Origin of the sequence: Streptomyces sp. NPDC006925 (assembly GCF_042869575.1) — a bacterium.
Taxonomy (GTDB): domain Bacteria; phylum Actinomycetota; class Actinomycetes; order Streptomycetales; family Streptomycetaceae; genus Streptomyces.
On record NZ_JBIAGB010000002.1, the window covers coordinates 384,759 to 401,647 of the forward strand.

At 74.4% G+C, this 16,889-nt stretch carries 13 protein-coding genes and 1 riboswitch; of the genes, 10 read left to right on the plus strand and 3 right to left on the minus strand.

Annotated features, from left to right (window positions below):
* Nucleotides 1-124: 124 nt before the first annotated feature.
* Nucleotides 125-1,192: an anthranilate phosphoribosyltransferase gene (trpD, locus tag ACFYNS_RS04375; protein ID WP_388600707.1), complete on the plus strand. Its 1,068-nt coding sequence runs from the start codon at nt 125-127 to the stop codon at nt 1,190-1,192.
* A gap of 99 nt (nt 1,193-1,291) precedes the next feature.
* Here trpD and ACFYNS_RS04380 read toward each other — a convergent pair whose 3' ends face one another.
* Nucleotides 1,292-1,783, minus strand: coding sequence for a VOC family protein (locus ACFYNS_RS04380; protein WP_388600709.1), 492 nt, complete (start codon nt 1,781-1,783; stop codon nt 1,292-1,294).
* Between the two features lie 236 nt (nt 1,784-2,019).
* Between ACFYNS_RS04380 and ACFYNS_RS04385 the strand changes: the two genes are divergently transcribed.
* The 7 genes from ACFYNS_RS04385 to ACFYNS_RS04415 all read left to right on the plus strand — a co-directional run bounded on the left by ACFYNS_RS04385 (nt 2,020) and on the right by ACFYNS_RS04415 (nt 13,680).
* Nucleotides 2,020-3,417, plus strand: coding sequence for an MFS transporter (locus ACFYNS_RS04385; protein ID WP_388600711.1), 1,398 nt, complete (start codon nt 2,020-2,022; stop codon nt 3,415-3,417).
* Entirely contained in the window at nt 3,377-5,617 is a 2,241-nt protein-coding gene (locus ACFYNS_RS04390) for a molybdopterin oxidoreductase family protein (RefSeq protein WP_388600713.1), read from the plus strand. Before ACFYNS_RS04385 ends, ACFYNS_RS04390 begins: the two co-directional genes overlap by 41 nt.
* On the plus strand, nt 5,614-7,176 hold the full coding sequence (locus tag ACFYNS_RS04395; RefSeq protein WP_360301526.1) for an FAD-dependent oxidoreductase: 1,563 nt from the start codon (nt 5,614-5,616) through the stop codon (nt 7,174-7,176). The genes ACFYNS_RS04390 and ACFYNS_RS04395 overlap by 4 nt, the downstream gene beginning before the upstream one ends.
* Before the next feature lie 5 nt (nt 7,177-7,181).
* Nucleotides 7,182-9,755, plus strand: coding sequence for a nitrite reductase large subunit NirB (nirB, locus tag ACFYNS_RS04400; RefSeq protein ID WP_388600715.1), 2,574 nt, complete (start codon nt 7,182-7,184; stop codon nt 9,753-9,755).
* A 35-nt stretch (nt 9,756-9,790) separates the two neighbouring features.
* Nucleotides 9,791-10,192: a nitrite reductase small subunit NirD gene (nirD, locus tag ACFYNS_RS04405; RefSeq protein ID WP_360301532.1), complete on the plus strand. Its 402-nt coding sequence runs from the start codon at nt 9,791-9,793 to the stop codon at nt 10,190-10,192.
* A gap of 40 nt (nt 10,193-10,232) precedes the next feature.
* Complete coding sequence (locus ACFYNS_RS04410) at nt 10,233-11,396, plus strand: uroporphyrinogen-III synthase (RefSeq protein WP_360301535.1); 1,164 nt, start codon at nt 10,233-10,235, stop codon at nt 11,394-11,396.
* Nucleotides 11,397-11,969: 573 nt separating this feature from the next.
* Nucleotides 11,970-12,089: riboswitch (SAM riboswitch) on the plus strand.
* 178 nt (nt 12,090-12,267) lie between these two features.
* Entirely contained in the window at nt 12,268-13,680 is a 1,413-nt protein-coding gene (locus tag ACFYNS_RS04415) for an aminotransferase class V-fold PLP-dependent enzyme (protein ID WP_388600717.1), read from the plus strand.
* Nucleotides 13,681-13,711: 31 nt separating this feature from the next.
* On the opposite strand, the gene ACFYNS_RS04420 is transcribed toward ACFYNS_RS04415, so the two are convergent.
* Together ACFYNS_RS04420 and ACFYNS_RS04425 are read right to left on the minus strand one after the other, a co-directional pair.
* Nucleotides 13,712-13,993: an Lrp/AsnC ligand binding domain-containing protein gene (locus tag ACFYNS_RS04420; RefSeq protein WP_360303547.1), complete on the minus strand. Its 282-nt coding sequence runs from the start codon at nt 13,991-13,993 to the stop codon at nt 13,712-13,714.
* Complete coding sequence (locus tag ACFYNS_RS04425) at nt 13,990-14,724, minus strand: rhomboid family intramembrane serine protease (RefSeq protein ID WP_360303549.1); 735 nt, start codon at nt 14,722-14,724, stop codon at nt 13,990-13,992. Before ACFYNS_RS04425 ends, ACFYNS_RS04420 begins: the two co-directional genes overlap by 4 nt.
* A gap of 194 nt (nt 14,725-14,918) precedes the next feature.
* On the opposite strand from ACFYNS_RS04425, the gene ACFYNS_RS04430 reads away from it, so the two are divergent.
* Nucleotides 14,919-15,158, plus strand: coding sequence for a hypothetical protein (locus ACFYNS_RS04430; RefSeq protein WP_019359381.1), 240 nt, complete (start codon nt 14,919-14,921; stop codon nt 15,156-15,158).
* 257 nt (nt 15,159-15,415) lie between these two features.
* Nucleotides 15,416-16,717: an NYN domain-containing protein gene (locus tag ACFYNS_RS04435; RefSeq protein WP_388600880.1), complete on the plus strand. Its 1,302-nt coding sequence runs from the start codon at nt 15,416-15,418 to the stop codon at nt 16,715-16,717.
* The last annotated feature ends 172 nt before the right edge of the window (nt 16,718-16,889 follow it).

The window sequence follows — 16,889 nt, forward strand, 5'->3', positions numbered from 1 at the left end:
CGGCATTCCGGGCACCGCCTGCGCGCCTCCTGCCCGCAGGTCGGACGGATGACCGGGCGAGCCCCCGGAATCGGTAGGGTGGCCCGCACATACGCGTCGGTTCTATTGCCAGGAAGTGGTCCCCATGAGCGCTGCTGTCCCCGCCGGAGGCGACACCGTGGCGGCGCGTACCTGGCCCGACGTGCTGAGCGCCCTGCTGGCGGGCGAGGACCTGAACGCCGACGCCACGGCCTGGGCGATGGACCGGATCATGCGGGGCGAGGCGAGCGATGTGCAGATCGCGGGCTTCGCCGTGGCGCTGCGGGCCAAGGGCGAGACCGTCGAGGAGATCTCGGGCCTCGTCCGGGCGATGTACGCGCACGCCCGCACGATCGAGGTGCCGGGCCGCACCGTCGACATCGTCGGCACCGGCGGCGACCGGGCGAAGACCGTCAACATCTCCACCATGTCGGCGATCGTCGTCGCCGGCACCGGCGCCAGGGTCGTCAAGCACGGCAACCGCGCCTCGAGCAGCGCCAGCGGCGCCTCGGACGTGCTGGAGAAGCTCGGCGTCAACCTGGAGCTGCCGCCCGACCGGGTCGCGGGGATGGCGGACGAGGCGGGAATCACGTTCTGCTTCGCGGTCAGGTTCCACCCCTCGCTGCGGCACGTCGCCGTGGCCCGCAAGGAGTTGGGAGTCGCCACCCCCTTCAACTTCCTCGGCCCGCTCACCAACCCCGCCCGGGTAGGCGCGCAGGCGACCGGGGTCGCCGACGCGCGGATGGCGCCGATCATCGCCGGGGTGCTGGCGGCACGCGGCTCCTCGGCGCTGGTCTTCCGGGGGGACGACGGGCTGGACGAGCTCACGACGACGGCGACCTCCACCGTGTGGACCGTCCGTGACGGCACCGTGCGGGAGGAGACCTTCGACCCGCGTGACGTGGGCATCGAGCTGGTGCCGGTGGAGGCGCTGCGGGGCGCGGACGCGGCCTACAACGCCGACGTCGCGCGCCGGCTGCTGGAGGGGGAGCGCGGTCCCGTGCGGGACGCCGTGCTGCTCAACTCCGCCGCCGCGCTGGCGGCGCTGGACCCGACCGGCGCCCCGCTGAGCGAGCAGATCGCCGCGGGGATGGTCCGCGCCGCCGAGTCGCTCGACTCGGGCGCGGCGCGTGCGGTGCTGGAGCGGTGGGTGGCGGCCAGCAACCGCCCCTAGAACGGCCAGGACGGCGGCCCGCCGCCGGCCGCGGCGGGTGTGCGCGGCCCGGCCCGGATTCCGGCCCGGCCGCGCACACCGCGAGCGGCCACCCGCCGCTCAGGCGGATCCCTGCTGCACGGCCTCCTCCAGCGCGTTCAGGTCGAGTTTGTGCATCCGGAGCATGGCGCGGGTGGCCGGCTCGGACACCTTCGGGTCCGAGGAGCCGACCAGCTCCAGCAGCCGGCGCGGGACGATCTGCCAGGAGAGGCCGTACTTGTCCTTGAGCCAGCCGCACGGTCCCTCCTGCCCTCCGTCGGCGGTCAGCTTCGCCCACAGGTCGTCCACCTCGTCCTGCGACTCGCAGTCCACCTGCAGCGAGATCGCCTCGGTGAAGGAGAACTCCGGGCCGCCGTTGAGCGCCACGAACTGCTGCCCGGCCAACTCGAAGACGACCGTCATGACCGAGCCCGTCTCACCGGGGGCGGCGTCGTTGTAGTGGGTCACCTCCACGACGCGGGAGTCGCCGAAGAGGGAGACGTAGAACCGCGCCGCCTCCTCGGCCTGCCCGTCGTACCAGAGGAACGTCTTGATCTTCTGCGGCTGCATCATGGTGCGCCCTCCTGAGCGATCGGTGCGGCGGACCGGGGTACCGGATCGGCCGCCAGGGTGTCCTCGGAGGAGAGACCGGCCGCGGCGCCGGAATTCATCGGCCCCGCGGTGAGATGCCCTCACACCGTCCCCGCGGCCCGCGTGAGCACTCCCTTTCGTGTGCGTTACGAGACCGCCCGGAGGCGGTAACGGCCCGCTCCTAGCATCGGTGTTCCTTCCAGCGGACAGGAGACGATGTGCGAGCACGGTGGATCACCCGATGGGAGCCGGAGGACCCGGGCTTCTGGGCGAGCGAGGGACGGCGCACGGCGCGGCGCAACCTGTGGCTGTCCGTGTTCGCCGAGCACATCGGGTTCGCGGTCTGGAGCCTGTGGTCGGTACTGGTGCTGTTCATGACGCCGCAGGCCGGCTTCACCCTGACCCCGGACGAGAAGTTCCTGCTGGTGTCGCTGGTGTCCCTGGTGGGCGCGCTGCTGCGGCTGCCCTACGGGTTCGCCGTCACCCGGTTCGGGGGCCGCACCTGGACGGTGTGCTCCGCACTGGCCCTGCTGATACCCGTGGCGTCGGCGGCGCTACTGGTGCGCCGCCCGGACACACCACTGTGGGTGCTGCTGCTGTGCGCCGCCGTGTCCGGTCTGGGAGGCGGCAACTTCGCCTCCTCCATGGTCAACATCAACGGCTTCTTCCCCGAGCGGGAGAAGGGCTGGGCGCTGGGGCTGAACGCCGGGGGCGGCAACCTCGGGGTCGCCACCGTGCAGCTGCTGGGGCTGGCCGTACTGGCCACCGCGGGGGTCGCACACCCGGAGATGCTGCCCCTGCTGTTCGTCCCGGCCCTGCTGCTGGCCGCGCTGCTGGCCCACCGGGGGATGGACAACCTGGCCACCAACCGCACCGACTACGGCGCCTTCCGCAGCGCGGTGCGCGACGTCCACTGCTGGACGCTCTCCCTGCTGTACATCGGTACCTTCGGATCCTTCATCGGCCTCGGCTTCGGCTTCGGGCTGGTGCTGCGGAACGAGTTCGGCAAGAGCCCCGCGCAGGCCGCCGCGCTGACCTTCCTCGGGCCGCTGCTGGGCTCGCTCTCCCGGCCGCTGGGCGGCCGGCTCGCCGACCGGTGCGGCGGCGCCCGGGTCACCGCCTGGTCGTTCCTCGCGCTGGCCTGCGGCGCCGGATGCGTGCTGGCCGCCTCGGCCGCCGACTCGTTCGCCGCCTACGTGGCCGCCTTCACGGCGGTGTTCGTACTGACCGGACTGGGCAACGGCGCCACCTACAAGATGATCCCCGCCCGCTACGCCGCACGCGCCCGGAGCGCCGTGGAGGCCGGGGCCGACCCCGAGGCCGCCCTGGCCCGGGGACGCCGACTGGCCGGTGCTGTCATCGCCGTCTCGGGCGCGATGGGGGCCCTGGGCGGGGTCGGCATCAATCTCGCCTTCCGCCAGTCGTACCGGAGCACGGGTGACGCGGACGCGGCGATCGGCGCCTTCCTGGTCTTCTATCTGCTGTGCCTGGTGGTGACCTGGGCCGGATACCTGCGGCGGCCCGCCGCCGGCCCCGCCACCCGGGCGGCCGAGGTGCGGCGGCAACCGGCGCCGGATGCCCAGCCGCAGCCGGCCGCCGCCGAGCGGGGGGCCTGAGGTGACCTCCGCCGCCCCCCGACCCGCCACCGCCACCCACTGCCCCTACTGCGCCCTGCAGTGCGCCATGACCCTCATCCCCGGGCCCGCCCCCGGCGCCGCACCGGGCACGCCGTCCGCACCGGCCCGCCCCACCGTCGCCCCGCGCCCGTTCCCCACCAACCGGGGCGGCCTCTGCCAGAAGGGCTGGACCTCCGCGCAGCTGCTGGACTCGCCCGACCGGCTGACCACCCCGCTGATCCGGGATGCCGCGGCCGGCCCGCTCCGCGCCGCCGACTGGGACGAGGCCCTGGACCTGGTGGCCCGGCGCTTCGCCGCCCTGCGCGAGCGGCGCGGAGCCGACGCCGTCGCCGTCTTCGGCAGCGGCGGGCTGACGAACGAGAAGGCGTACGCGCTCGGCAAGTTCGCCCGGATCGCGCTGGGCACCTCGCAGATCGACTACAACGGCCGGTTCTGCATGTCGTCGGCCGCGGCGGCCGGGAACAAGGCGTTCGGGCTCGACCGGGGGCTGCCGTTCCCCGTCACCGACCTGGACAACTCCCAGGCCGTGGTGCTGGTCGGAGCCAACCCCGCCGAGACGATGCCGCCGCTTATGGGCCACTTCGACCCCGCGTGGCTGATCGTTGTCGACCCGCGCCGCACGGCCACCGCGCAGGCCGCGCTGGACGGCGGTGGCATCCACCTCCAGCCGGCTCCGGGTACGGACCTCGCGCTGGCGCTCGGCCTGCTCCACGTCGCGCTGGTGGAGGGCCATCTGGACACGCCGCAGCGCACTGCCTACCGCCGGGAGCGCACCGTCGGCTGGGAGGGCGTACGGCAATGTGCCGCGCGCTGGTGGCCGGAGCGCACCGAGCGGCTGACCGGAGTGGCCGCCGCCGACCTGCGCCGCGCCGCCGCCGCATTGGCCCGGGCCCCGCGCGCCCACATCCTCACCGGGCGCGGCGCCGAGCAGCACAGCAAGGGCGTCGACACCGTCTCCGCCTGGATCGACCTGGCCCTGGCCCTCGGACTGCCCGGCACCCCGGGCTCCGGCTACGGCTGCCTGACCGGGCAGGGCAACGGGCAGGGCGGCCGCGAGCACGGCCAGAAGGCCGACCAGCTGCCCGGCTACCGGCACATCGAGGACCCCGCGGCCCGCGCGCACGTCGGCGGGGTCTGGGGCGTGCCCGCTGCGTCGCTGCCCGGCGCCGGACGCAGCGCCTGGGAGCTGCTGGACGCGCTCGGCAGCCCGGACGGTCCCGGCGCGCTGCTGGTGATGGGCTCCAACCCGGTCGTCTCGGCGCCGCGCACCCGCCACGTCGCCGACCGGCTGGGAGCGCTGGACCTGCTGGTCGTGGCCGACTTCTTCCGCTCGGAGACCGCCGAACTCGCCGACGTGGTGCTGCCCGTCGCCATGTGGGCCGAGGAGTCCGGCACCATGACCAACCTGGAGGGCCGCGTCCTGCGCCGCCGCGCCGCCCAGCCCCCGCCGCCCGGCGTGCGGACCGACCTGGAGGTGCTGCACGGCCTCGCGGTGCGGCTGGGCCGGGCCGGGCACGAGTTCCCCACCGACCCGGCCGCCGTCCTCGACGAGCTGCGCCGCGCCTCGGCGGGCGGCACCGCCGACTACGCCGGTGCCGCGCCGGAACTCCTCGACGCGGAACGGCCCGTGTACTGGCCCGTCCCCGCGGCGCCGCCCAGTGCCGGTGCGGCGGAGCCTACCGGCGCCGTCGGCACCCCGCGCCTCTTCCTCGACCGGTTCGCACACCCGGACGGGCGGGCCCGCTTCCTGCCCGTCGAGCACCGGGACGCGGCCGAACTGCCCGACGCCGCACACCCGCTGTATGCCACCACCGGGCGGCAGCTGCAGCACTACCAGTCCGGAGCCCAGACCCGCCGGGTGCCCGAACTGGCCGCCGCCGGGCCCGGACCCTACGTCGAGGTGCACCCCGACACGGCCCGCCGCGCCGGGCTCGCCGAGGGGGACACCGCGCGGATCGTCTCGCGGCGCGGCGCCGTCCTCGCCCGCACCCGCTGCGTCGCCAGCCTGCGCCCGGACACCGTCTTCCTCCCGTTCCACTTCCCCGGCGACGGGGCCGCCAACGCACTCACCAACCCCGCGCTCGACCCGGTGAGCCGGATGCCGGAGTTCAAGCTGAGCGCGGTACGGCTGGAGCGTGCCGACGGGGGCGGCGCCACGAGTCCCGAGGAGGCCGCGTGAACCGGGCCCTGAACGTCGTGGTCGTCGGCAACGGAATGGTCGGCGCGCGGCTGTACGAGGAGACACTGCGGCGCGACCCCAGGAGCAGGCGGGTGCGGATGACCGTGCTGGGTGCCGAGCCGGTCGGCGGCTACAACCGGGTCCTGCTGCCCGGACTGCTGTCCGGCTCGCTGACGGAGAACGATCTGGCGCCCGCGGAGTCCGGGGAGAACCCGCTGGCGACCGGCACCACCGTCACCGGAATCGACCGCACGTCCCGCACCGTCAGTACCGCCGACGGACGGCAACTCCCGTACGACAGGCTCGTGCTGGCCACTGGCGCCGGCACCGCCATACCGCCGCTGCCGGGGCTGCGGGAGGAGACGGAGGAGGGGATCGGGGCACTGGCACGGGGCGTCACCGCGCTGCGCACGCTCGGCGACGCGCGCCGACTGCGCCGCCTCGCCGACCGGGCCCGAGCCGTCGGCGCGCGGATCGCCGTCCTCGGCGGCGGCGTCCTCGGCCTGGAGGCGGCGCGGGCCCTGGTGGCGCGCGGCGTCGCCGTCACCGTCGTCCACCCGGCACCGCATGTGATGGACCGGCAGTTGGACGCGCCCGCCGGGCGGGTGCTGGGCCGTGCGCTGCGCCGTACCGGCATCGAGCAGCGACTGGGCGTGATGGCGGTCCGCTGGGAGCCCGGCAAGGGGCTGCACCTGGACGACGGCAGTGTGCTGACCGCCGCGGGACTGCTGCTGTGCACCGGCGCGCGGCCCGAGACCGGGCTCGCCGAGGAGTGCGGGCTGGACGTCGGCCCGGCCGGGATCGCCGTCGACGACACCCTCACCACCTCCGACCCGGACATCCACGCGCTCGGCGACTGCGCCGACGCCGAGCCCGGGCTCGTACAGCCCGGCTGGGAGCAGGCGAGCGTGCTGGCCGGGCGGCTGACCGGCGAGGACCTGTACGCGCGCTACCTGGGCTCCCCGCGGGTGACCCGACTGAAGGCGGCCGGTATCGAACTCGCCTGCCTGGGCGACCCGTTCGTGACGGACGACGGCTTCGCCGGCCACGCCCCGGCCGGTGGCGGTCCCGGCGGGCAAGGTCCCGCGGAGGGGGACTTCCCGGACGACGGCGGCCCCGAGGTCCTCCGGCTGGAGGACCCGTCCCGCGAGCGCTACGCCAAGCTCGTGCTGCACGGCGACCGGGTCACCGGCGCCATCCTGCTGGGCGTCCCCGACGCCGCCGCCGGCCTCGTCCAGCTCTACGACAAGGGAGCGCCCGCCCCCTCCGACCGCCTCGCCCTCATGCTCGGCCGGGCGCTGCCGCCCGAGACGGCGGGCGAGACGGGCGAGGCGCTGCCCGACCACGCGATGGTGTGCCGCTGCAACAGCGTCACCAAGGGCGCCCTGCGCTCCGCCTGGTACGACGGCGCCCGCTCGGCCCGCGAACTGGCCGACGCCACCCGCGCCACCACCGGCTGCGGCGGCTGCCGCGGCGCCGTCGAGAAGATCGCCGCCTGGCTCGCCGAGACCGACCCGCTCTCCAGCCGTGACACTCCTGCCACGACCGCCCCGAGGTGAACACCATGACCATCCCCCAGCACTCCGAAGCCCCGCGCAAGCTCGTCGTCGTCGGCCACGGCATGGTCGGCCACCGGCTGGTCGAAGCCCTCGACTCCCGTGACGCGGAGCGGCAGTGGGAGGTCACCGTGCTCGCCGAGGAGGGGCGTCCCGCCTACGACCGGGTGACCCTCTCCTCCTGCTTCGACGGCGCCGACGAGAGCGCCCTGCGGCTGCCCGAGCACGACCCCGAGCGGATCGACCTGAGGCTGGGCGACCCGGTGACCGCGCTCGACTGCGAGGCGAACGCCGTACTGACGGCGTCCGGCGAGCGGGTGCGCTACGACGCGCTCGTCCTGGCCACCGGCTCGCGGCCGTTCGTGCCGCCGCTGCCCGGCTCCACGGCCCCCGGCTGCCTCGTCTACCGCACCCTGGACGACATCGACGCCATCCGGACCGCGGCCGAGGAATCCACCACCGGGCGCGGCTTCGTCGTCGGCGGCGGGCTGCTGGGTCTGGAGGCCGCCAACGCGCTGCGGCTGCTGGGCCTGACCACCCACGTCGTCGAGATGGCCCCGCATCTGATGGCCGTCCAGCTCGACGAGGGCGGCGGCGCGCTGCTCGGCCGCATGGTGGGCGAGCTGGGCGTGGCCCTCCACACCGGCACCGGCACCAAGCAGGTCGTCACCGACCCGGAGACCGGCGCCGCCACCGGTGTGGAGCTGAGCGACGGCACCTTCCTGGAGACCGACCTGGTGGTCTTCGCCGCGGGCGTGCGGCCCCGCGACGAACTCGCCAGGGAAGCCGGCCTTCAGGTGGGGGAGCGCGGCGGCGTCGTCGTGGACGAGACCTGCCGTTCCGTCACCGACCCCCATGTGTGGGCCGTGGGCGAGGTCGCCTGCGTCGAGGGGCGGACCCTCGGGCTGGTCGCACCCGGGTACGCCATGGCCGAGACGGTCGCCGACCGGCTGCTGGGCGGCGAGGCCCGCTTCCCCGGCGCCGACACCGCGACCCAGCTCAAGCTGCTCGGCGTCGGCGTCGCCTCCTTCGGGGACGCGCACGCAACCACGCCCGGCGCCCTGGAGGTCGTCCTCAACGACCCGGTCGCCGCCACCTACGGCAAGCTCGTCGTCTCCGACGACGCCAAGACGCTGCTCGGCGGCATCCTCGTCGGCGACACCTCCGGCTATCCGCTGCTGCGCCCCCTGGTCGGCAGCGCCCTGCCCGCCGACCCGTCGGCGCTACTGGCTCCGCAGTCCGAGGGCGGCGGGGCGACCGGCGCCGGAGTGGCCGGACTGCCCGACGCCGCACAGATCTGTAGCTGCCACGCCGTCACCAAGGGCGAGTTGACCGAGGCCATCACCGGACAGGGCTGCGCCGACGTCCCCGCGCTGAAGTCCTGCACCAAGGCGGGGACCGGTTGCGGCTCGTGCGTACCGGCGCTCAAGCAGCTTCTCGAAGCGGCCGGCGTCGAGCAGTCCAAGGCGCTGTGCGAGCACTTCGACCACTCGCGGGCCGAGCTGTTCGAGATCGTCGCGGCCACCGGCATCACCACCTTCTCGCAGTTGGTGGCCGAGCACGGGCGCGGGCGCGGCTGCGACGTGTGCAAGCCCGCCGTCGCCGCGATCCTCGCCTCCCGCGACAGCGGCACCCACATCCTGGACGGCGAGCGCGGCGGACTCCAGGACACCAACGACCGCCACCTGGCCAACATGCAGCGCAACGGCACCTACTCCGTCGTGCCCCGGGTACCCGGCGGCGAGATCACCCCGGCCCGCCTCATCGTGCTCGGCGAGGTGGCCCGCGACTTCGACCTCTACACCAAGATCACCGGCGGCCAGCGCATCGACCTGCTCGGCGCCCGCCTCGAACAGCTCCCCGCCATCTGGCGCCGGCTCACCGACGCCGGCTTCGAGTCCGGACACGCCTACGGCAAGGCCGTCCGTACGGTGAAGTCCTGCGTGGGCTCCACCTGGTGCCGCTACGGAGTCCAGGACTCGGTCGGGCTCGCCATCGAACTCGAGCTGCGCTACCGGGGGCTGCGCGCCCCGCACAAGCTCAAGGCGGGCGTCTCGGGTTGTGCCCGGGAGTGCGCGGAGGCCCGCAGCAAGGACTTCGGGATCATCGCCACCGAGCAGGGCTGGAACCTCTACGTCGGCGGCAACGGCGGCTTCACCCCCCGCCACGCCGAACTCCTCGCGTCCGACCTGGACCACGACCCCCTGGTGCGCACGATCGACCGGTTCCTGATGTTCTACATCCGCACCGCCGACCGCCTCCAGCGCACCGCCGCCTGGCTGGAGAACCTGGAGGGCGGCCTCGACCACCTGCGGGCCGTCATCATGGACGACTCGCTCGGCATCTGCGCCGAACTGGACGCCGCCATGGAACGCCACGTCGCCGACTACCGCGACGAGTGGCGCGGCGTCCTGGAGGACCCCGAGAAGCTGGCCCGCTTCACCTCCTTCGTCAACGCCCCCGGGACGCCCGACCCGGCGATCTCCTTCGCCGTCGAGCGGGAGCAGCCGGTGCCTGTGCCGGGCCCGATGTCTCTCGGCATGCCCGAGGTGCCCGCCGCCGAGGGGGCGCGCGCCCGTTGAGCACTCCCGCCCGTAAGAGCCGAAAGGTGACCGCCATGACCACCATGACCCCTGCCTCCGATCCCGCCGACTCCACGGCCGACTGGTCCGCCGTCTGCCCGCTGGACGTCCTTCCCGTCGAACACGGGCGCGCCGCGCTGCTGCCCGACGGCAGCGCCGTCGCCCTCTTCCGGCTGCACACCGGTGAGGTGTACGCGGTCGGGAATCTGGACCCCTTCAGCGGGGCACCCGTGATCTGCCACGGCATCGTCGGCGACCGCGACGGCGTCCCCGTCGTCACGGGCCCTCTCGGCAAGGAGGTCTTCGAGCTGGCCACCGGCCGCTGCCTGGACGACGAGACCGCCCGTCTCCCCGTCCACGACGTGCGGCTGACCGGCAGAGTGATCGAGGTCTCGGCCCGGCGAAATACGGTGGAAACGCTGGTCGGGGGAGTATGAACAGCACCCAGCGCCCACATAGGAACTGAGAGGAGACGCGGTGTCGGCACCTCAACCGTCGCGAAGCCGCACGGGATCCGTTCCCCCGCTGGCGGGGTTCACCGTCGCGGTCACGGCCGCGCGCCGGGCCGAGGAGCTGGGCGCGCTGCTGGAGAGGCGCGGCGCCGAGGTCGTCCACGGACCCGCACTGCGCATCGCCCCGCTCGCCGACGACGAGGAACTCCGCGACGCCACCGAGGAACTCCTCGCCCGCCCGCCGGTCGTGGCCGTCGCCACCACCGGCATCGGCTTCCGCGGCTGGATGGAGGCCGCCGACGGCTGGGGCCAGGGCGAAGCCCTGCGCGGCGTCCTCGCCCGGAGCGAGGTGCTGGCCCGCGGCCCCAAGGCGTGCGGCGCGCTGCGCGCGGCCGGCCTCCGCGAAGCCTGGTCCCCGGCCTCGGAGTCCTCCACCGAGGTCCTCGAACGCCTGCTGGCCCGCGCGGACCTGGAGGGACTCCGCATTGCCGTCCAGCTCCACGGGGAACCGCTGCGCGACTTCATCGACGCACTGCGCGGCGCCGGTGCCGAGGTCGTGCCGGTGCCCGTCTACCGGTGGACGGGCCCCGTCGACCCCGCCCCCCTCGACCGGCTCATCGACGCCGTGCTGGCCGGCGGCGTGGACGCCCTCACCTTCACCAGCGCGCTGGCCGCCGCCGGGCTCTACACCCGCGCCGAAGAACGCGGAGCGCAAGCGGTCGACGACCTGACCCGGGTACTCCGCAGCCGTACCCAGGTCGCCTGCGTCGGCCCCGTCACCGCCGCGCCCCTGCTCGACCGGGACATCCCCGCCTACTGGCCCGAGCGATTCCGGGTCGGCGCCCTCGTCCGACTGCTGGGCGAGCGACTGCCCGCCACCGCGCCGGTGCTGCCCGCGGCGGGACATACGCTGGAGGTGCGGGGCACCGCCGCCCTCCTCGACGGCGAACTGCGGCCCGTCAGCCCGGCACCCATGGCCGTGCTGCGGGCGCTTGCGCGGCGGCCCGGAGCGGTGGTTTCGTGCGCCGATCTGCTGGGGTGCCTGCCCGGCGGGGGGACCGACGAGCATGCCGTCGAGGCTGCCGTCGCTCGTCTGCGGGCCGCCCTCCGGGCGCCCTCTGTGGTGCAGACCGTCACCAAACGCGGGTACCGCATCGCCCTCGATCCCGCCGCGGCCTGCGCCCCCTGACGCCGCCCCCTTGCGGGGGCGCGGCCCCCTCCGCGGGCCGCCTCGCCTGTCGGGGCTTTGCCCCGGGCCCCCGGGGCCCCCGTCCGTTGTTTGCCGGGTGCGGCGTTCGTTGTCGGGGGCTTCGCCCCCGAACCCCCTTGTCCTCGCCGGACGGGCGTTGGGGCGGCTCCGCCCCCCAACACCCCCCGCTAGGGGGCTTCGCCCCCTAGGACCCCCAGCCGCACCCACGCGAGAGCTTGCGTTCGTGTGCTCCGGACCAGTGTCCTGGTCCGTTGTCTGCGGGAAGTGTCCTGATGCCGTCCGTCACAGCGCAAGAGCGCTCCCGCAGTCGGGATTCCTCCGGCGGTTGCCGGATACGGGAAAGGAGAGGCTCAGGTCTGGGTGCCTGGGGTGTCTAAGGGGGCGGAGCCCCCTTGGCGGGGGGCCGTTGGGGGGCAGCGCCCCCCGACACGACCTCTCGGCGGCAGCCGAAAACGACGGGGGGCGTGCCCCCACAACGCAAACGCAGTCCGCGGAGGGGGAACCGACCCCGCGACGTCGTACTCCGCGAAGGGTGTGGCATACTGCCTCGCAGGTCACGAGTGACAGCGAGAAAGGGCCCCGGCCCGCTGTCCGGCAACCCTCCGTCCGTGGCGGGGTGCCCCGGGTGATGACCAGGCCGTAGGACAACAAGGTCTGCGGCAAGCGCGGATCCCTCACGCCAGGGGTCCTGGTCTTCGAGGGAGTTCTCCGTGAGCAAGCGAATGCGCTAGGGCCGACGGGCAGCGCCGCAGCGCCGCACACCCGTTTTCGGCCCTCCTCCTGACGTTCTGTCATGTTTCGGCGCGCCGCCAGGCGCCTCCTTGCCGCTCACCCCGTCCGGAGTACTTCCATGCCGTTCACCGCACCTTTTGTACCGGTTTCTGATTCCTGTCGTGAGGAGTCCGCCCCGCTTCCCGTCCTGGGCCGTGACGTCCGCGTGCCGCTGGTCACCGGTGGGGAGGTGACGTACGGGGCGCTGGACTACGCGGCCAGCGCGCCCGCGCTGCAGCGGGTGTGGGACGACGTGGCGGCGTACGCGCCGTACTACGGCAGCGTGCACCGGGGCGCGGGCCACCTCTCGCAACTGTCGACGGACCTGTTCGAACAGAGCAGGCGGACCGTCGCCGACTTCCTGGGGTGCCGCGAGGGCGACCAGGTCGTCTTCACCCGGGCGACGACCGACTCGCTCAACCTGCTGGCGGGGGCGCTGCCGTCCGGCACCCGGGTGTTCGTCTTCGAGACCGAGCATCATGCCTCGCTGCTGCCGTGGCGGGCGCACGAGGTGGCGTATCTGGACGCACCCCGCTCGCCCGAACAGGCGGTCGCCACGCTGGAGTCGGCGCTGCATGCCGCGCCGGCCGGACCCAAGCTGGTCTGCGTGACCGGTGCGTCGAACGTGACGGGTGAGGTGTGGCCGGTGCGTGAGCTCGCGCGCGCCGCCCACCGGCACGGCGCCCGCCTGGTCCTGGATGCGGCGCAGCTCGCCCCGCACCGGCCCGTCAGCCTGACGGAGCTGGAGGCGGACTGGGTGGCTCTCTCCGGGCACAAGCTGTACGCGCCGTTCGGCGCCGGGGTGCTGGCGGGCCGCGCCGACTGGCTGAGCACGGCGGAGCCGTATCTGGCAGGCGGCGGTGCGAGCCGCCGGGTGGCCCGTGCCGCGGACGGCGGGGTGGATGTGGAGTGGCACACCACCGCGGCCCGCCACGAGGCCGGTTCGCCCAACGTCATCGGCGCGTACGCCGTCGCCTCCGCCTGCCGGGCGCTGGCCGAGGCCGGGTTCGACCGCCTCGTCGCCCGGGAGGAGGAGCTGCTGGCCCGGCTTGTCGGCGGGCTGGCGGAGCTGCCCGAGGTGCGGGTCCTCTCGCTGTTCGGGGAGGACGCCGACCGGGTGGGGGTGGTCTCCTTCGTCGTCGAGGGATGGAGCAGCTCGCACTTCGCTGCGGCGCTCTCCGCCGAGTACGGGATCGGGGTCCGGGACGGCCTCTTCTGCGCCCATCCGCTGCTGCGCACCCTGCTCGGACAGCAGGGGGACGCGCCCGGCGAGTGCGGGGGGCTCGGCGAGTCGGCCGGGGAGGCGCCCGCGCTCGACGCGATCCGGGTCAGTTTCGGCGCCGGGACGCCGGACGAGCACGTGGACCGGTTCGTCACCGCCGTGCGCGAGCTGGTGCGTGACGGCGCACGCTGGACCTACCGTGCGGAGGGCGGCCGCTGTGTCCCGGAGCCCGCGGCCGCACCGCGGGCGAGGGTCGGGCGGGACCGCTGACCGTCCGGCCCGCCGCGGGAGGCAGGCGGGCTCAGGCGTCCAGGCCGATGGCGAAGGCCGACTCCAGGTCGTGCTGGGAGTAGGTGCGGAAGGCGATGTGGGTCTCGGTGGACTCCACGCCGGAGACCTTGCTGATCCGGCCGGGGATGATGTCGGCGAGGTCGTCGTGCTGGGCGACGCGGACCATGGCGATCAGATCGTGTGCACCGGTGACGGAGTAGACCTCGCTGACGCCCTCGATGGCGGCGATCTGCTCGGCGATCTCGGGGATGCGGTCGGTGCTCGTCCGGATGAGGACGATGGAAGTGATCACGGTGGGGTCTCTCCCTCGGACGCCGGGGTTGGCCCGGCCACTCTAGCCCGGCGGTGGTGGAGCCAGACGGACAGGAAGCCCAGCGTGAATCCGGCCACGTGGGCCAGGTAGGCGACGCCGGGCCCTTCCGCGTCCTGCCGGGCGGCCAGCCACTGGAGGGTCAGCCAGAAGAGCAGCACCGCCCAGGCCGGGAAGCGCAGCGGCAGGAAGAAGAGGAAGGGGAAGACACTCGTCACCCGGGTACGCGGGTGCAGGCAGAGGAAGGCGCCCAGCACGGCGGAGATCGCTCCGGAGGCGCCGACCAGCGTCTCGTCCGAGACCGGGTGGGCTGCCGCGTAGCAGAGCATCGCCGCGTAGCCGGTGCCCAGGTAGAAGAGGAAATAGCGCAGCGGTCCCATCCGCTGCTCGACCGGGCCGCCGAAGACGACGAGGAACAGGAGGTTGCCGAGCAGATGCAGCCAGCCGGCGTGCAGGAACAGCGCGGTCAGCGGAGTCGGCAGTGGACGCAGGGCACCGCTGAACAGCGTGTGGGGCACCACGCCCCACCGGCGGAAGTAGGCCGCCCTGACCTCCTCCAGCGCCTGCCCCGTACCGTGGGAGGGGAGGAGGCCGGAGGCCGGTCCGACGAGGAAGACCAGGCAGCAGCAGCCGATCAGGGCGTAGGTGACCAGGGGCCGCGGCTCCGCGCTGGGGTCCGCGTGCCGGGTCTCGGCGTGGCCGGTGCCGTCCATGAGCGGATCATGACGCCTCGCCGCCCGGGCATGCTCCTCGACACACGCGGGGGGCACGCGGACGGTCCTAGGCCGTAGGGTTTACGGGACGTGACCCCGCGCCGCGTATCCGTGATGGTCCGCGGCACGGCGGCGCTGAGCAGCACCGACCAGCACCGACCAGTACCGACTCTTCAGGAAACGAGGACGAGACGATGGCGGTCCCCACGCCCACGGACGAGACCCGCTGGCGCTGCACGCTGTGCGGCAACCTGACCCGGTTCGACGTGACGCGTTCCAGCAAGGTGGTCGAGTACGTCCATCTGGACCTGGCCGGCGCCCCGGCGGTCGAGGAGCAGGAGGTGCTCAGTGAGAGCATCGAATCCGTGCGCTGCAGATGGTGCAATGCCGTGGATCAGGTCGAACTGGTGGACCGGCCCAGCGCTCAGGTATAGGGCTCAGGTCCCAGAGACGGCAGGTGTGACCGGTGGAGGAACGGACGGGCGGCGACCAACGGCGGCCGGACCCGGCTGCCGGGGAGGGCGCCGGGCCCGCTGCCCGGCCGGCCGCTGAGAGTGCCGCGGCCCCGGCGGGCCCGGACTCCGCCGAGCCCCGCTCCGCCGCGCCGGCTCCGGGCGCCGACCCGGAGCCGGACCCGGGCGCGGAGCCGGCGTCGGATCCGGGGGCGCGCCCGGACACCGAGCCGGAGAGCCTGGAGCGCCCGCTGCCGGAGAAGGTCCGGCGGCGGGTGGTCGGTTTCACCGGGGACGCGCTGGGCGGCCTGACGGTCGCCGAACTGCCGCCCCCGCTGCGGCAGTACGCACGCTTCACCCCGCAGCGCCGCGCCAAGTTCGGCGGCAACGCGATGGCCGCGGCGCTGGAGAGCGACGCCGTCTTCCGGCAGCGCATCGCCTCCCGGGTGCGGGAGCAGTTCCCGGAACTGACGACCGCGCTCGACGAGGGCACGCCGCCGCCGGCCGCCGACCCGGTGGATGTGGCGGCCGCCGCCTATGTGCTGCGGCCCTCCGGCTGGGCCAAACTGGTGGCGGCGGCGGGCGAGGAGGCCCAGCGGGCGCAGGCCGAACGTGCGGGCGAGGAGGCCCAGCGCGAACTGTCCCAGCTGCGCGAGGAGCTCTCCCAGGCCAGGGGGGCGGCCCGGGACGAGGCCGAGCGCGGCCGCCGCGAGCAGGAGGCGCTGCGCAAGGAGCTGGACGGCACGCAGCGCAAGCTGCGCAGCGCGCAGGCCGACGTCCGCCGCCGGGAGGCGTCGCTGCGCAAGCTGCAGGAGGAGCTGGACGGGGTGCGCGCGTCGGCCGGCACCGAGAAGGCGGCGCTGGACAGCGAGCTGCGCCGGCTCAAGTCCCGGCTGGCCGAGGCCGAGTCCGCGCTGGAGGCCGGGCGGCGCGCGGCGCGCGAGGGCCGCAGCGTGGAGGACATGCGGGTGCGGCTGCTCCTGGACACCGTGCTGGACGCGGCCCAGGGCCTGCGCCGCGAACTGGCGCTCCCGCCGTCCGAGACCCGGCCGGCCGACACCGTCGACGCGGTCGAGCCGGGCCGGATGTCGCCCAAGGACGTGGCGGCCCGGGCGCTTTCGGACACCGATCCGGCGCTGCTGGACCAACTGCTGGCCCTGCCGCAGGCCCACCTGGTGGTGGACGGCTACAACGTCACCAAGACCGGCTATCCCGCGCTGCCGCTGGAGAAGCAGCGGCTGCGGCTGCTGGGTGGCCTCGCGGTGCTGGCCGCCCAGTCCGGTGCCGAGGTCACCTGCGTGTTCGACGGGGCCGAACTGGCGGCGCCGGTGCTGCTGGCGCCGCCGCGCGGAGTCCGGGTGCTCTTCTCCAAGCCGGGCCAGACCGCGGACGAGCTGATCCGCCGCCTGGTGCGTGCCGAACCGCCGGGCCGCGCGGTGGTGGTGGTCTCCAGCGACCGCGAGGTCGCCGACGGCTGTGCGGCGGCCGGGGCGCGGCCCGTCGCCTCCGCGCTGCTGCTCAAGCGGCTCGCCCGTAGTTGAGGGCGCAGTCCGCAGGCGCGCATGCCGCTGCCCGGCGCCCGTGGATGCCCTCGTGCTCCGGCGCCGGTATCTTCTCAACTCCGCTGCCGCGCCGGTCCGCTCCGGTGCCGGGGCGGGGTGTCGGGGAGCGGCTGCGACGGACGGGGTCGTGCGCGGTGTGTGAGGCTGTGCT

What these genes read in the sequence shown, in the direction of transcription:
- ACFYNS_RS04390 (WP_388600713.1), top strand. Translation starts at nt 3,377, where the DNA reads ATGCCCAGCCGCAGCCGGCCGCCGCCGAGCGGGGGGCCTGAGGTGACC.
- nirB (WP_388600715.1), top strand. Translation starts at nt 7,182, where the DNA reads ATGACCATCCCCCAGCACTCCGAAGCCCCGCGCAAGCTCGTCGTCGTC.
- ACFYNS_RS04425 (WP_360303549.1), bottom strand. Translation starts at nt 14,724, where the DNA reads ATGGACGGCACCGGCCACGCCGAGACCCGGCACGCGGACCCCAGCGCG.
- ACFYNS_RS04380 (WP_388600709.1), bottom strand. Translation starts at nt 1,783, where the DNA reads ATGATGCAGCCGCAGAAGATCAAGACGTTCCTCTGGTACGACGGGCAG.
- trpD (WP_388600707.1), top strand. Translation starts at nt 125, where the DNA reads ATGAGCGCTGCTGTCCCCGCCGGAGGCGACACCGTGGCGGCGCGTACC.
- ACFYNS_RS04430 (WP_019359381.1), top strand. Translation starts at nt 14,919, where the DNA reads ATGGCGGTCCCCACGCCCACGGACGAGACCCGCTGGCGCTGCACGCTG.
- nirD (WP_360301532.1), top strand. Translation starts at nt 9,791, where the DNA reads ATGACCACCATGACCCCTGCCTCCGATCCCGCCGACTCCACGGCCGAC.
- ACFYNS_RS04415 (WP_388600717.1), top strand. Translation starts at nt 12,268, where the DNA reads ATGCCGTTCACCGCACCTTTTGTACCGGTTTCTGATTCCTGTCGTGAG.